Origin of the sequence: Micromonospora sp. NPDC049240 (genome assembly GCF_040647835.1) — a bacterium.
Lineage (GTDB): Bacteria > Actinomycetota > Actinomycetes > Mycobacteriales > Micromonosporaceae > Micromonospora.
Window position 1 is genome coordinate 210,212 of sequence record NZ_JBEZCX010000003.1, and the last position, 13,030, is coordinate 223,241.

14 protein-coding genes are annotated in these 13,030 nt (G+C 75.0%); 10 read left to right on the top strand and 4 right to left on the bottom strand.

What is annotated here, in order from left to right:
• Positions 1-18: 18 nt before the first annotated feature.
• Both AB0B02_RS06250 and AB0B02_RS06255 read right to left on the bottom strand, forming a co-directional pair.
• Positions 19-1,224 (bottom strand): RNA polymerase sigma factor, encoded by a 1,206-nt coding sequence (locus AB0B02_RS06250; RefSeq protein ID WP_357297295.1) that lies wholly within the window; start codon positions 1,222-1,224, stop codon positions 19-21.
• Positions 1,221-1,574 (bottom strand): YciI family protein, encoded by a 354-nt coding sequence (locus AB0B02_RS06255; RefSeq protein WP_357297298.1) that lies wholly within the window; start codon positions 1,572-1,574, stop codon positions 1,221-1,223. Before AB0B02_RS06255 ends, AB0B02_RS06250 begins: the two co-directional genes overlap by 4 nt.
• Positions 1,575-1,694: 120 nt before the next feature.
• On the opposite strand from AB0B02_RS06255, the gene AB0B02_RS06260 reads away from it, so the two are divergent.
• The 5 genes from AB0B02_RS06260 to AB0B02_RS06280 all read left to right on the top strand — a co-directional run bounded on the left by AB0B02_RS06260 (position 1,695) and on the right by AB0B02_RS06280 (position 5,966).
• Positions 1,695-3,020, top strand: coding sequence for an FAD-dependent oxidoreductase (locus AB0B02_RS06260; RefSeq protein WP_357297302.1), 1,326 nt, complete (start codon positions 1,695-1,697; stop codon positions 3,018-3,020).
• Between the two features lie 121 nt (positions 3,021-3,141).
• Positions 3,142-3,888 (top strand): lysozyme, encoded by a 747-nt coding sequence (locus AB0B02_RS06265; RefSeq protein ID WP_281941912.1) that lies wholly within the window; start codon positions 3,142-3,144, stop codon positions 3,886-3,888.
• Between the two features lie 67 nt (positions 3,889-3,955).
• Positions 3,956-4,630, top strand: coding sequence for a peptidoglycan recognition family protein (locus tag AB0B02_RS06270; protein WP_357297305.1), 675 nt, complete (start codon positions 3,956-3,958; stop codon positions 4,628-4,630).
• Between the two features lie 174 nt (positions 4,631-4,804).
• Positions 4,805-5,362: an NADAR family protein gene (locus AB0B02_RS06275; RefSeq protein ID WP_357297308.1), complete on the top strand. Its 558-nt coding sequence runs from the start codon at positions 4,805-4,807 to the stop codon at positions 5,360-5,362.
• A 94-nt stretch (positions 5,363-5,456) separates the two neighbouring features.
• A complete protein-coding gene (locus AB0B02_RS06280; RefSeq protein WP_281941916.1) occupies positions 5,457-5,966 on the top strand; it encodes an NUDIX domain-containing protein in 510 nt (169 codons plus the stop codon).
• 13 nt (positions 5,967-5,979) lie between these two features.
• On the opposite strand, the gene AB0B02_RS06285 is transcribed toward AB0B02_RS06280, so the two are convergent.
• Positions 5,980-7,146: an LLM class flavin-dependent oxidoreductase gene (locus AB0B02_RS06285; protein ID WP_281941918.1), complete on the bottom strand. Its 1,167-nt coding sequence runs from the start codon at positions 7,144-7,146 to the stop codon at positions 5,980-5,982.
• A gap of 142 nt (positions 7,147-7,288) precedes the next feature.
• On the opposite strand from AB0B02_RS06285, the gene AB0B02_RS06290 reads away from it, so the two are divergent.
• From AB0B02_RS06290 to AB0B02_RS06310, 5 genes are read left to right on the top strand one after another with little or no spacing between them, the layout of a single operon-like run.
• Positions 7,289-8,260, top strand: a complete 972-nt coding sequence (locus tag AB0B02_RS06290) for a sulfonate ABC transporter substrate-binding protein (RefSeq protein WP_357297313.1) — start codon at positions 7,289-7,291, stop codon at positions 8,258-8,260.
• Positions 8,257-9,090 carry an ABC transporter permease gene (locus tag AB0B02_RS06295; RefSeq protein WP_281941921.1) on the top strand — a complete coding sequence of 278 codons (834 nt, stop codon included), beginning with the start codon at positions 8,257-8,259 and terminating at the stop codon, positions 9,088-9,090. The genes AB0B02_RS06290 and AB0B02_RS06295 overlap by 4 nt, the downstream gene beginning before the upstream one ends.
• On the top strand, positions 9,063-9,788 hold the full coding sequence (locus AB0B02_RS06300) for an ABC transporter ATP-binding protein (protein ID WP_357297317.1): 726 nt from the start codon (positions 9,063-9,065) through the stop codon (positions 9,786-9,788). Before AB0B02_RS06295 ends, AB0B02_RS06300 begins: the two co-directional genes overlap by 28 nt.
• Positions 9,789-9,804: 16 nt before the next feature.
• A complete protein-coding gene (locus AB0B02_RS06305) occupies positions 9,805-11,211 on the top strand; it encodes a selenium-binding protein SBP56-related protein (protein WP_281941924.1) in 1,407 nt (468 codons plus the stop codon).
• Positions 11,208-11,846, top strand: a complete 639-nt coding sequence (locus AB0B02_RS06310) for a hypothetical protein (RefSeq protein WP_281941926.1) — start codon at positions 11,208-11,210, stop codon at positions 11,844-11,846. The genes AB0B02_RS06305 and AB0B02_RS06310 overlap by 4 nt, the downstream gene beginning before the upstream one ends.
• A gap of 108 nt (positions 11,847-11,954) precedes the next feature.
• On the opposite strand, the gene AB0B02_RS06315 is transcribed toward AB0B02_RS06310, so the two are convergent.
• Entirely contained in the window at positions 11,955-12,959 is a 1,005-nt protein-coding gene (locus AB0B02_RS06315; protein ID WP_357297323.1) for a hypothetical protein, read from the bottom strand.
• Positions 12,960-13,030 lie beyond the last annotated feature (71 nt).

Here is a 13,030-nt window from a genome sequence, read left to right on the forward strand (position 1 = left end):
AACCGGCCGGCCGTGGCGCTACCCGGCCAACCGGTCCCGGCGGCGGCGCAGGAACGTCCGCTCCGCCTCGTTGCCGGTGCCGGCGATCGCCTCGTCGTACGCGGCCCGCGCCTCGGCCGGCCGGTCGAGGCGGCGCAGCAGGTCGGCCCGGACCACGTGCCACACGTGGTACCGGGCCAGGTCGAGCCGGTCCACCTCGGCCAGGGCGACGGCCGGTCCGCGTACCTCGGCCAGCGCGACCGCCCGGTTGAGCGCCACCACCGGCCCCGGCGCGCAGGCTGCCAGCCGGTCGTAGAGCGCGAGGATCTGACCCCAGTCGGTGGCGGCGGCGGTGGCCGCGTCCGCGTGCACCGCGTTGATCGCGGCCTGGATCTGGTACGGGCCGGGCCGGTTCCGCCGCAGGCAGCGGCGCACCAGGTCCTGACCCTCGACCACAAGCGTCCGGTCCCAGCGGCTGCGGTCCTGTTCCGGCAGCGTCACCGGCACCCCGTCCGGGCCGGTCCGGGCGGCCCGCCGCGCCTCGGTGAGCAGCATCAACGCGAGCAGTCCGAGCGCCTCCGGCTCGTCCGGCATCAGGGTCACCAGCAGCCGGCCCAACCGGATCGCCTCGGCGCCCAGCTCGACGCGGCCCAGGCGCTCCCCCGCGCTGGCCGTGTGCCCCTCGTTGAAGATCAGGTAGACCACGGCCAGCACCGCGCGCAGCCGGTCCGGCAGGTCGGCGTCGCGGGGCACCCGGTACGGGATCCCGGCGTCCCGGATCTTGGCCTTGGCCCGGACCAGGCGGCTCGCCATGGTCGACTCCGGCACCAGGAAGGCCCGCGCGATCTCGGCGGTGCTCAGGCCGCCGAGCAGGCGCAACGTCAACGCCACCCGGGCGGCCGGGCCGAGCGCCGGGTGGCAGCAGGTGAAGATCAGACGCAGCCGGTCGTCGGTCACGGGCCCCTCCTCGGCGGGCGGGTCGGCGGCGTACAGCAGGGCGGCCTGGGCGTGCCGGGCGGCGCGGGTGGACTCGCGACGCAGCCGGTCGATCGCCCGGTTGCGTGCGGTGGTGACGATCCAGCCGGCCGGGCTCGCCGGCGGCCCGTCGACGGCCCAGCGGCGCACCGCGACGGCGAACGCCTCCTGGACCGCCTCCTCGGCGAGGTCGATGTCGCCGAGCAGGCGGACCAGGATCGCCACCACGCGGCCGTACTCGGCCCGGAAGACGCGTTCGACAGCGGTCATCCCTCGCCCTGGAACGGCCGGACCTCGATCGGCAGCGTGGTGGCGCGGGCGTAGCGGCGGCCCCAGTCCAGCGCCGCGTCCAGGTCGGGGGCGCGGATGATGGTGACGCCGCCCAGGTACTCCTTGCCCTCGGCGAACGGCCCGTCGGTGACCAGCACGTCGTCGTCGCCGGCCGCCCGCAGCACGGTCGCGGTCTCCGGCGCGTGCAGGCCGTCGCCGAACACCCAGCAGTCGGCCTCCCGCAGCTCCCGGCCGATGGCCTCCACCTCGCGCATCACCCCGGCCAGGAACGCCGGGTCCGGCCGCTGCGCGCCGGCCGGCTGGTACATGCTGATCAGGTACTGCTTCACGGTTCCTCCTCGGCACCACGGGCGACCCCTGCCGCCCTCCACCCTTCACACGAACGGCGGACGCCGGTCTCGACACGCCGGGCGGGCGAGATTCCCGCCGGGATCCGGGTATGCCCGGCCGTGGGCGACGGCCGGGTGATCGTGGTGGGAGCGGGGTTCTCCGGGTTGGCCTGCGCGCTCGCGGTCGAGGCGGCCGGCGCGCGGTCGCTGCTGCTGGAGGCCCGGGACCGGGTGGGCGGCCGGACGCTGAGCCGACCGCTGCCCGGCGGTGGCTGGCTCGACCTCGGCGCGCAGTGGATCGGCCCCACCCAGGACCGGATGTACGCGCTGGTCGCCGCGTACGGCCTGGAGACGTTCCCGTCGCCGGCCCGGGGCGCGCCGACGCTGGTGCTCGACGGTGCGCCGGTGGCCGGGCCGCCGGCCGGGCTGGCCGGGCTGCTCGACACGCTGGACGCGCTGGCGGCCGGGGTCGACCCGGTCGCGCCCTGGCGGGCCGCCGGGGCGGCGGAGTGGGACCGGACCACGCTCGGCGGGTGGCTCGCCGCCACCGCGCCCGACCCGGTCACCGCCCGTTACGCCGGCCGGCTGCTGGCCGGTGGGCTGCTGGCCGCCTCGCCGGCCGAGGTGTCGCTGTTGCAGATGCTGTTCTACCTGCGCAGCGGCGGCGGCGTCGGGTCGCTGCTCGGCATGGCCGGCGGCGCCCAGCAGGACCGGATCGTCGGCGGGCCGGCGGCGCTGGCGCAGCGGATGGCCGACGCGCTGCCGCCGGATCGGCTGCGCCTCGACACGCCGGTGGACGCGATCGCCCAGGACGCCACCGGCGTCCGGGTCCTCGCCGGCGGTCAGGCGCACCACGGCGACGCGGTGGTGGTCGCGGTGGCCCCGGCGCTGGCCGGCCGGATCCGGTACGACCCGCCGCTGCCGGCGCTGCGCGACGGCCTGACCCAGCGGATGCCGATGGGCGCGGCGGTCAAGGTGCACGCGCGCTATCCGGAGCCGTTCTGGCGGGCCGACGGCCGCTCCGGGGTGGCCACCACCGACACCGGGCCGCTCACCGAGACGGTGGACAACTCGCTGCCCGGCTCGCCGGGCGGGGTGCTCACCGCGTTCAGCTACGGCGCGCAGGCGCGGGCGCTGCGCCGGCTGTCGGACGGGGCGCGCCGAGCCGCGTTGCGGGACGCGCTGGCCACGCTGTTCGGCCCGACCGCCGCCGACCCGGTGGACCTCGTCGAGTACGACTGGTCGGCCGACCCGTGGACCCGGGGCTGCTTCTGCGGCATGGTGTCGCCCGGCTCCTGGTGTGACTACGGCCCGGAGCTGCGCGCGCCGGTGGGCCGGGTGCACTGGGCCGGGACGGAGACCGCGACCCGGTGGAGCGGCTACCTGGAGGGCGCGGTGACCGCCGGCGAGCGCGCCGCCGCCGAGGCCCTCGGCAGCCTCGGCTGACCCGAATTCAAAGAAAATCTTCGATGCGTCTCTTGAAAAGTTTCTCCACCCTGTGACCTAATGTTGACAGTTCCTTTCGGTACTCCCGCCGCCGCGAGGCGGCAACCCCCAGGGAGGAAAGATGCACCGTCACCTGCGATCGGCGCTGCGCGCGGCCGGCGCCGCCCTGCTCGCCACCGTCACCGCCGCCGCCGCGGCCCTGGCCGGCGCCGCGCCCGCCCAGGCCGCCCCGGCCGGACTGCCCGGCATGGACGTCTCCAGCTACCAGGGCAACGTGAACTGGTCCGGCGCCTGGGCCAACGGCGCCCGGTTCGCGTACGTCAAGGCGACCGAGGGCACGTACTACACCAACGCCTACTTCGCCCAGCAGTACAACGGCTCCTACAACGTCGGGATGATCCGCGGGGCCTACCACTTCGCCCGCCCGGACACCACCACCGGCGCGACCCAGGCGAACTACTTCGTCGACCACGGCGGCGGCTGGTCGCGGGACGGCCGGACGCTGCCCGGCGCGCTCGACATCGAGTACAACCCGTACGGCGCCACCTGCTACGGGCTGAGCCAGGCGTCGATGCGGAGCTGGATCGCCTCGTTCGTCAACCAGTACTACGCGCGCACCGGCCGGTGGGCCACCATCTACACCACCACCGACTGGTGGAGCACCTGCACCGGCAACACGTCGCAGTTCGCGGCCAACAACCCGCTGTGGATCGCGCGGTACTCCAGCAGCGTCGGCACGCTGCCGGCCGGCTGGGGCACGTACTCGTTCTGGCAGTGGTCCTCCTCCGGCGTGTTCCCGGGTGACCAGAACGTCTGGAACGGCACGCTGGACCGGCTCCGCGTGCTGGCCTGCAACGGCACCTGCTGACCCACCGGCGGGGCGGGTCGCTGCGGCCCGCCCCGCCGCCGTGTCCGAACCCGACGAGGAGGCCCCGATGTCCGTTCCTCTCCCCCGGCGGGCCGTGCTGCGCGGCGCGGTCCTGCTCGGCGCCGCCGCCGGCGCCGGCGCGCTGACCCAGGCCGGCGCCGGCCACGACGCCCGGGCCGCCGCCACCCGGGTCGACCAGCCGACCATCGCCAACTGCGCGACCTGGGGCGCCCGTCCCCCGTCGTCGCCGGTGAGCGTGGTGCAGAGCCGACCCAACAAGATCATCATTCATCACACCGCGTTCCCGAACACCACCGACTACAGCCTCGCCCAGGCCTACCGGAACTCCCGCGACATCCAGAACCTGCACATGGACAGCAACGGCTGGCTCGACTCCGGGCAGCACTTCACCAACAGCCGGGGCGGTTACCTGACCGAGGGCCGGCACGGCAGCCTGTACGGGCTGCTGCACGGGCAGAGCATGGTGCAGGGCGCCCACTGCGTCGGGCAGAACAGCCAGGCCATCGGCATCGAGAACGACGGCATCTACCTCGACGTGCAGCCGCCGCAGGCGCTCTGGGACAGCCTGGTCTGGTTCTGCGCGTTCACCTGCCAGCAGTACGGCATCGCGCCCACCGAGATCTACGGGCACAAGGACTTCAACTCCACGCAGTGTCCCGGTCTGCTGCACGACCGGCTGCCCGAGCTGCGGCGTACCGTCGCCGGCCGGCTCGGCGCCTGACGGTCCCCCGCGGGACGCCCCGGCGAGCGGGTCGCCGCCTTCCACACCCACCCCTGAGGTAAGGCGGGGCCCCTTCCTCACGTATTCGGTAGAGGAAGGGCCCCCGCTCGACTCGACGGGCCCGCCCGGAAAGCGGCGTGCGGAACGTCGGTGGGGGCAGGCAGGATGCGGGGCATGCCGATCCGATCCGTCGCCGACCTGACCGCCGCCCTCGACGCCGGCCAGTCGGTGAGATACCTGCACTTCTGGGGGCACCGGCCGCAACGGGACGGCAGCGTCGGCGCCGGCTGCCTGAGCCAGTGGTGGCCGGCGGCGTTCACCGTGGACGGTCGGGAGTTCGCCACCGCCGAGCACTGGATGATGTGGCACAAGGCCACCCTCTTCGACGACCACGCGATCGCCGAGCGGGTGCTCGCCGCCACGCACCCGCACCGGGCCAAGGCGCTCGGCCGGCAGGTGCGCGACTTCGACGAGGCCGTCTGGGTGGCCCGCCGCCGGGAGATCGTCGTGGCCGGCAGCGTGGCCAAGTTCGGCCAGCACGAGCCGTTGCGGCGGTTCCTGCTCGGCACCGGTGACCGGGTGCTGGTCGAGGCGAGTCCGACGGACCGCGTCTGGGGCATCGGTCTGACCGCCGACGATCCGCGTGCCGCCGACCCGGCGACGTGGCGGGGCGAGAACCTGCTCGGTTTCGCCCTCATGGAGGCACGCGAGCAGTTGGCGGGCCGGGCGTGAAGGCGGCCGGCCCGGTTCCGGCACCGGGTTCCGCGCCGGGTGCGCCACCCGACGGGGCAACTTGGCGGCCGGTGGGCCGGGTAACGTGCGCGACGTGACCGCGTACTCGCACTGTTCCTTCTGCGGCGCGGCCTACCCGGCGGACGCCGGGTGGCCCCGCGTCTGCCCGGCCTGCGGCGAGACGGTGTGGCGCAACCCGCTGCCGGTGGCGGTGGCGGTGCTGCCGGTCCGCACGCCCGACGGGCTCGGCGTGGTGGTCGTCCGCCGCGACATCGAGCCGGCCCGCGGCCAGCTCGCGCTGCCCGGCGGCTACATCGAGCTCGGTGAGGAGTGGGAAGAGGCGCTGGTGCGGGAGCTGCGCGAGGAGACCGGGCTGCTCGCCGAGGCCGGCGAGGCGCGGCTGTTCGCGGTGCACGGCACGCCGGCCGGCGGCACCATGATGGTCTTCGGCGTGCTGCCCGAGCGGCCGGTCGGCGACCTGCCGCCGTCCGCGCCGACCGAGGAGGCCACCGAGTGGCTGGTGCTCACCGAGCCGGTCGAGCTGGCGTTTTCCACGCACACCCGGGTGCTCGCCGACTTCCTGGCCGGCCGGCGCCCGCGCTGACCACGGTGGCGGCTCAGCCCCGGGCCGGCACCGGCCGGGGTGCGAACGGCACCCCGACCGACGCCTCGACGGCCGGCTCGCCGGCCGGGTGCCGCCACAGGCCACGCCGGCGCAGGATCGGCAGCACGCCCTCGCCGAACCAGTACGCCTCCTCCAGGTGCGGGTGGCCGGAGAGGATGAACTCGTCGATGCCGAGCGCGTGGTAGTCAGCGATCCGGTCGGCGACCTCGGTGTGGCTGCCGACCAGCGCGGTGCCCGCGCCGCCCCGGACCAGCCCCACCCCGGCCCACAGGTTGGGCGCGATCTCCAGCCCGTCCCGGGAGCCGCCGTGCAGGTCCAGCATCCGCCGCTGACCCTCGGACTCGCTGCGCCGCAGCCCCTCCTGCACGGCCCGGATGTCGTCCTCGGCGATGCCGTCGAGCAGCCGGCGGGCCTGCGCCCACGCCTCGTCGGCGGTGTCCCGGCTGATCACGTGCAGCCGGATGCCGTAGCGCAGCTCGCGGCCGGCGGCGGTGGCCAAGCCACGGATCCGGTCCAGCTTGTCGGCCACCTGCGCGGGCGGCTCGCCCCAGGTCAGGTAGACGTCGCTGTGCCGGGCGGCCACCGGCCCGGCGGCGGCGGACGACCCGCCGAAGTAGACCGGCGGCACCGGGTCGGGCAGCCGGCCCAGCCGGGCGCCGGAGACGCGCAGGTGGGCGCCGTCGTGGTCGACCGTCTCGCCGCGCCACAGCGCACGCACCACGTGCAGGAACTCGTCGGTACGCGCGTACCGGGCGTCCTTGTCGAGGTAGTCGCCGTACGCCCGCTGTTCGGTGGACTCACCGCCGGTGACCACGTTGAGCAGCAGCCGGCCGCCGGAGAGCCGCTGGAAGGTGGACGCCATCTGCGCGGCGAGCGTGGGTGAGAGCAGGCCGGGTCGGAACGCCACGAGGAACCTCAGCCGCTCGGTCACCTGGGTGAGCATGGCGGTGGTCAGCCAGGCGTCCTCGCACCAGGCGCCGGTGGGGGTCAGCGCGCCGACGAAGCCGAGCTGTTCGGCGCTGCGGGCGATCTGGCCGAGGTAGGCCACGTCGGCCGGGCGGGCGCCCCCGGCGGTGCCCACCGGCACACCGTGCCCGCCGCCCACGATGTCCCGGCTGTCGCCGTACGTCGGCAGGAACCAGTGGAAGGTGAGCGACATGGGGGCCTCCGGCGCGGGTCGGGCGGGCCGCCTCCTGAGGGGTGGGACGACCGCGCCGACAGACTACCCATAAAACCTATCGGGTTGGTAGGTTGCTGACGCCCGCCGAGGTGCCGGGCCCCACCCCTTCCGAGGAGTCGTCATGCGTACCCCGTCGAGACCCCGCCGCCGGGTGACCGCGCTGCTCACCACGCTCGTGCTGCTCGCCGCCGCGACGCTGACCGGCTGTGGCGGCGAGGCCGCCGACGCCCGCGACGGCGACGGCGGACCGCTGCGGATCGGCTACCAACGCTTCGGCGGGCTCAGCCTGGTCAAGGCGCGCGGCACCGCGAAGAACGTCACCTGGTCGCTGTTCGAGAGCGGCCCCGCGCTCACCGAGGCGCTCAAGGCCGGCTCCATCGACATCGGACAGGTGGGCGAGGCCCCACCGGTCTTCGCCGCCGCCGGGAAGATCCCGTTCTCCGTGATCGGCACGTCCGAGCCCATCCCGCAGGGCGAGGCGGTGCTGGTCAGGGCGGACAGCCCGTACCGGAGCTTCGCCGACCTGCGCGGGCGGACGGTCGCGCTGAACAAGGGCTCCAACGTGCACTGGCTGCTGGTGAAGCTGCTGGAGGCGAACCGGATGACGCTCGCCGACCTCAACGTGAAGTACCTCAAGCCGGCCGAGGGACGACCCGCGTTCGACAACGGGCAGGTCGACGCGTGGCTCATCTGGGACCCCTACTTCGCGCTGGCCGAGCGGCCCGGCGTACGGGTGCTCGCCGACGCCACCGGCCTGGCCGGCAACCGGGAGTACGTGCTGGCCGCGCCCGGCGCGGTGAAGAACCGCACCGACGACGTCCGGGCCTTCCTGGACACCTACCGCGAGACCACCGACTGGGGCATCGCCCACCCGGCGGAACGGGCCGCCGTGCTCGCCCCGGAGCTGAAGATCCCGCTGGACGTGACCACCCGGGCACTGGCCCGCAGCGCCCGGCCGCTCGCCCCGGTCACGCCGGACATCGGCCGGGAGTTGCAGGCCATCGCGGACAGCTTCGTGGCGCTGAAGCTGGTGCCGGGACCGGTGGACATCGCCGGCCGGGTGGACGACCGGTTCACCGAGGCGTTCCGGTGACCAGCCCGGCGCTGGCCGAGGCGCCCACCCCGGCCGTACCGTCGCCGGCGCCCCGACGACCGCGGGCCCGCACCGGCCGGCGGTGGTGGCGGCTGGTCAGCCCGGTCGCGCTGGTGGTCGCCTGGGAGGCCGCCGCGCGGGTCGGCCTGCTCTCCGCGGAGAAGCTGCCGGCGCCGAGCACGGTGCTGGCCACCGGGGCGCGGCTGGCCGCCGACGGCACGCTCGGCACGCACCTGCTCGACTCGCTCACCCGCGCCGCGCTCGGCCTGCTCATCGGCGGCGGCCTGGCGGTGGCGCTCGGCGCCGCGGCCGGGCTGCTGCGCCTCGGCGACGACCTGGTCGACCCGCCGGTGCAGATGGCCCGGATGCTGCCGCACCTGGGCCTGGTCCCGCTGCTCATCATCTGGGTCGGCATCGGCGAGTCGCTGAAGGTCACGCTCGTCGCGCTCGGCGCGTTCTTCCCGATCTACTTCAACCTGTACGCCGGCATCCGCGACATCGACGAGCGGCTCGTCGAGGCGGCCCGCACCTGCGGACTCGGTGCGGCGGCGCGGCTGCGGCACGTGGTGCTGCCCGGCGCGCTGCCCGCGCTCTTCCTCGGGCTGCGGCTGGCCATCGGCGCGGCCTGGCTGAGCCTGGTCGTCGGCGAGCAGGTCAACGCCCAGACCGGCGTCGGTTTCCTGATGATGGAGGCCCGCGAGTTCAGCCAGACCGACGTGGTGGTGCTCGGCCTGCTCGTCTACGCGTTGCTGGGCCTGGCCTCGGACCTGCTCATCCGGTACGCGGAACGGAGGACGCTGACGTGGCGACGCGGGCTGCGCGCGACCTGACGCCACCGGTGCTCACCGCCCACGCGGTGACCCGGTCCTTCGGCCCCGCCGTGGTGCTGGCCGGGGTCGACCTCACCGTCGCCGCCGGGGAGACGGTGGCGCTGCTCGGCGGCAGCGGCTCCGGCAAGAGCACGCTGCTGCGGGTGCTGGCCGGGCTGGACGACGACGCGGGCGGCGAGCACGCGGTGCACGGCACCGCCGCGGTGGTGTTCCAGGAGCACCGGCTGCTGCCCTGGAAGCGGGTGGCCGACAACGTGGCGCTCGGCCTCACCGGGCCGGGCGTGGGCGACCGGGTCGGCCGCGCGCTGGCCGAGGTCGGGCTCGCCGACCGGGGCCGGGCCTGGCCGGCCGAGCTGTCCGGCGGGCAGGCGCAGCGCGTCGCGGTGGCGCGCGCGCTGGTCCGGGAGCCGGACCTGCTGCTGCTCGACGAGCCGTTCGGCGCGCTGGACGCGCTGACCCGGCTGCGCATGCAGGGGCTGCTGCGCCGGCTGCGCGCCCAGCACGGCTTCGCGGCGCTGCTGGTCACCCACGACGTGGAGGAGGCGCTGCTGCTCGCCGACCGCGTCCTGCTGCTCGACAGGGGCGTGATCGCCGAGGAGGTCCCGGTGGGCCTCGGCCCCGCCCCGAGCCCCGACGACCCGGCCCTCGGCGCGCTGCGCCGTCGGCTGCTCGACCGCCTCGGCGTACCCACCTCGTGACCATGATGGAGCACCGATGACCCGCTGGACCCCGGACCCGACGTTCTACCCCTCCCCCACGCTGGCCGCCGCCGCGCCGGCCGAGAAGCTGGCGTACGTGGCCGCGTTCGACCGCGCCGGGCGGCAACCGGACGCGATCGCGGTGCTGGACACCGACCCGGACTCGGACACGTACGGCCGGGTGGTGGGCTGGACCGAGCTGCCGCACACCGGCGACGAGCTGCACCACTTCGGCTGGAACGCGTGCAGCAGCGCGCTCTGCCCGACCGCGCCGCACCCGCACGTGGAACGCCGCTACCTGATCGTGCCCGGCCTGCGCTCGTCCCGCATCCACGTGCTGGACACCAAGCCCGACCCGCGCCGGCCCGAGCTGGTGAAGGTGATCGAGGCGAAGGAGCTGGGCGAGCGCGCCGGGTACTCCCGCCCGCACACCGTGCACTGCGGGCCGGACGGCATCTACGTCTCCGCGCTCGGCGGCGCCGACGGCGAGGAGGGGCCGGGCGGAATCGCGGTGCTCGACCACACCACGTTCGAGGTACGCGGCGCGTGGGAGGCCGACCGGGGACCGCAGTTCCTGGCGTACGACTTCTGGTGGCACTACACGCAGGACGTGCTGGTCACCAGCGAGTGGGGCACCCCGTCGATGATCGAGGACGGCATCGTCGGCGAGCTGCTGCTCGGTCGCCGCTACGGGCACGCGCTGCACTTCTGGGACCTGGCGAAGCGTCGGCACGTGCAACGCGTCGACCTCGGCGACGCGTACCAGATGGCGCTGGAGCTGCGCCCCGCGCACGACCCGACGAAGTCGTACGGCTTCGTCGGCGTGGTGATCAGCGTCGAGGACCTGTCCGCCTCGGTCTGGCTGTGGCACCGCGACGGCGACGCCTGGGCGGTGACCAAGGTGATCGACATCCCGGCCGAGCCGGCCGACGCGGCGGACCTGCCCGAGCTGCTCAAACCGTTCGGGGCGGTGCCGCCGCTGGTCACCGACATCGACCTGTCGGTGGACGACAGGTTCCTGCACGTCTCCTGCTGGGGCACCGGCGAGCTGATCCGCTACGACGTCAGCGACCCGTTCCACCCGGTGCGGGTCGGCTCGGTGCGCCTCGGTGGCATCGTCGACCGCACCCCGCACCCGGCGTTTCCGGACGAGCCGCTGGCCGGCGGCCCGCAGATGGTGGAGATCAGCCGCGACGGCCGCCGCGTCTACGTCAGCAACTCGCTCTACGGGGCCTGGGACGACCAGTTCTATCCCGACGGCGTGGGCGCCTGGGTGGCGAAGCTGGACGTCGACGAGGAGCACGGTGGCCTCGTGCCGGACCCGCGGTTCTTCCCGCGCGGGGACGAGTTCCGCGGCCGGCGGGTGCACCAGACCCGGTTGCAGGGCGGCGACGCCTCGTCCGACTCGTACTGCTTCCCGTGACCGGCGCGACCTGGGCGGCGCTTGTCGGCCTCGGCGCGTTCCACGGCCTGAACCCGGCGATGGGCTGGCTGTTCGCGGTGGCCCGGGGCCTGCAGGAACGCCGTCGGGCCGCGCTGCTGGCCGCTCTGCCGCCGATCGCGGCCGGGCACCTGGCGTCGGTGGCGGTGGTCGCCGCGCTGGTCAGCGCCACCCGCTCGGTGACGGCCGGCACGGCGGTCGCGGTCGGCGGCGGGGTGCTGCTGGTCGGGTTCGGGCTGTGGCGGCTGCTGTCCGACCGGCACTTCCGCTGGGCCGGGATGCGGCTGTCGGCGGCCCAGCTCACCGCCTGGTCGTTCCTGATGTCGGCGGCGCACGGCGCGGGGCTGATGCTGCTGCCGGTGCTGCTCGCCGAGCCGGCGGTCGGCGCCGGGCCGCACGCCGGGCACCTGGCCGCCGCGCCGGCCGGCGCGCTGACCGGGCTCGCCGCGGCGGCCGTGCACACCGGGGCCATGCTCGGTGTCGCGCTGACGGTCGCGCTGCTGGTGTACGAGGTGCTCGGCGTCGGCGTGCTGCGCCGGGCCTGGTTCAACGTCGACCGGCTGTGGGCCGGCGTGCTGGTGGCCGCCGGTGTGGTGACCCTGCTCGGCGCCACCTGAGGGCCGGCAGCGCCGGACCGCCCGTCGCCGTCATCCGACGGTGGCGGGCGATCCGGTGTTCAGCATCGCGGGACGGCGGCCCGCACCGCGCCGCGGCGTACGACCCGGTCAGCGGCCCGGCAGGGTGGCCAGCACCAGGTTCGGGTCGACGCCTGTGGTGTACGCGGCACTGAGCACCGCGACGGTGCGACCCCGCACGGCCACCGAGGTCGGGTTCTGGAGCCCGTCAGCGGTGGTCAGCAGCGTTCGTGACCGGCCGGCCGCGTCGATGCCCACCACCGTGTTCGGCCCGTTCAACGCGGCGACGACCTGCCGGTCACCGGCACCGACGAACGCGAAGTCGTCGATGCCGACCAGACCGGCCGCCGCCACCCGGACCGGACCGGGCCGACCGTGCCGCACCGGAATGCGCAGGAGCGTGCCCTGGTCGAGGTTGGTCGCCCACACCGCGCCGGCGCGCACCTTGATGCCGTTGGCGCCGAGGAAACCCGTCGCGGCGAGTTCGGGCGCCGAGGACCAGACCTCGACCCGGCCGCCGTCCAGAGCGACTGTCGAGATCGTGCCGAGCACCGAGTCGGTGAGGTAGAACCGCTTCGCCGTCGCGTCGAACGCCAGGCCGTTGGGCAGTCCGTCGGCCGGCAGGGCCGCGATGCGGTGCGGGGCCTGGCCGGGGCGTAGCCGGTACAGACCGGTCGAGGCGGCGTCGCCACTCGCGTACAGGAAGAAGAGCGTGCCGTCGGCCGTTCGGACGATGCCCGTGGTCAGCGCGAACGAGAGCACCGGCGTGCGGACGCCCCCGTCGGCGGGGGCCGGCAGGGTCGCCAGGATCCGCGTCCCCCCGGCGGGGGTGACCGCGGCGACCTGTCGGGAGGCCGCGAAGGTGACGTAGGCCGTGCCGTCCGGGCCGGTCGCGACGTTCTCCGGCATCTGCCCCTTCGTCAGGTCGAAGTGGACCGCGATCCGCGAGGTCACCGACGGGTCGGACGGTCGGTCCGAACCGACGGTCAGGGCCCGTGCGGTGGCGGCCGGTGCGGCGTTCGGCGGCACGGCGGTCACGACGCCGATCCCCGCCGCGGCGAGCGCGACGGCGAGGGTCATCATTCTCTTACGCATTCTTGTTCCTTACTGACGGTCTGCTTGGTGGGCGTGAAACGGGCGCGACGGGTCCGGCGCTCCTCGCGGAG

Coding starts and splice junctions, on each gene's coding strand:
- AB0B02_RS06285 (WP_281941918.1), bottom strand. CDS start 7,146: ATGTCGCTCACCTTCCACTGGTTCCTGCCGACGTACGGCGACAGCCGG.
- AB0B02_RS06265 (WP_281941912.1), top strand. CDS start 3,142: ATGCACCGTCACCTGCGATCGGCGCTGCGCGCGGCCGGCGCCGCCCTG.
- AB0B02_RS06270 (WP_357297305.1), top strand. CDS start 3,956: ATGTCCGTTCCTCTCCCCCGGCGGGCCGTGCTGCGCGGCGCGGTCCTG.
- AB0B02_RS06290 (WP_357297313.1), top strand. CDS start 7,289: ATGCGTACCCCGTCGAGACCCCGCCGCCGGGTGACCGCGCTGCTCACC.
- AB0B02_RS06275 (WP_357297308.1), top strand. CDS start 4,805: ATGCCGATCCGATCCGTCGCCGACCTGACCGCCGCCCTCGACGCCGGC.
- AB0B02_RS06315 (WP_357297323.1), bottom strand. CDS start 12,959: ATGCGTAAGAGAATGATGACCCTCGCCGTCGCGCTCGCCGCGGCGGGG.
- AB0B02_RS06305 (WP_281941924.1), top strand. CDS start 9,805: ATGACCCGCTGGACCCCGGACCCGACGTTCTACCCCTCCCCCACGCTG.
- AB0B02_RS06250 (WP_357297295.1), bottom strand. CDS start 1,224: ATGACCGCTGTCGAACGCGTCTTCCGGGCCGAGTACGGCCGCGTGGTG.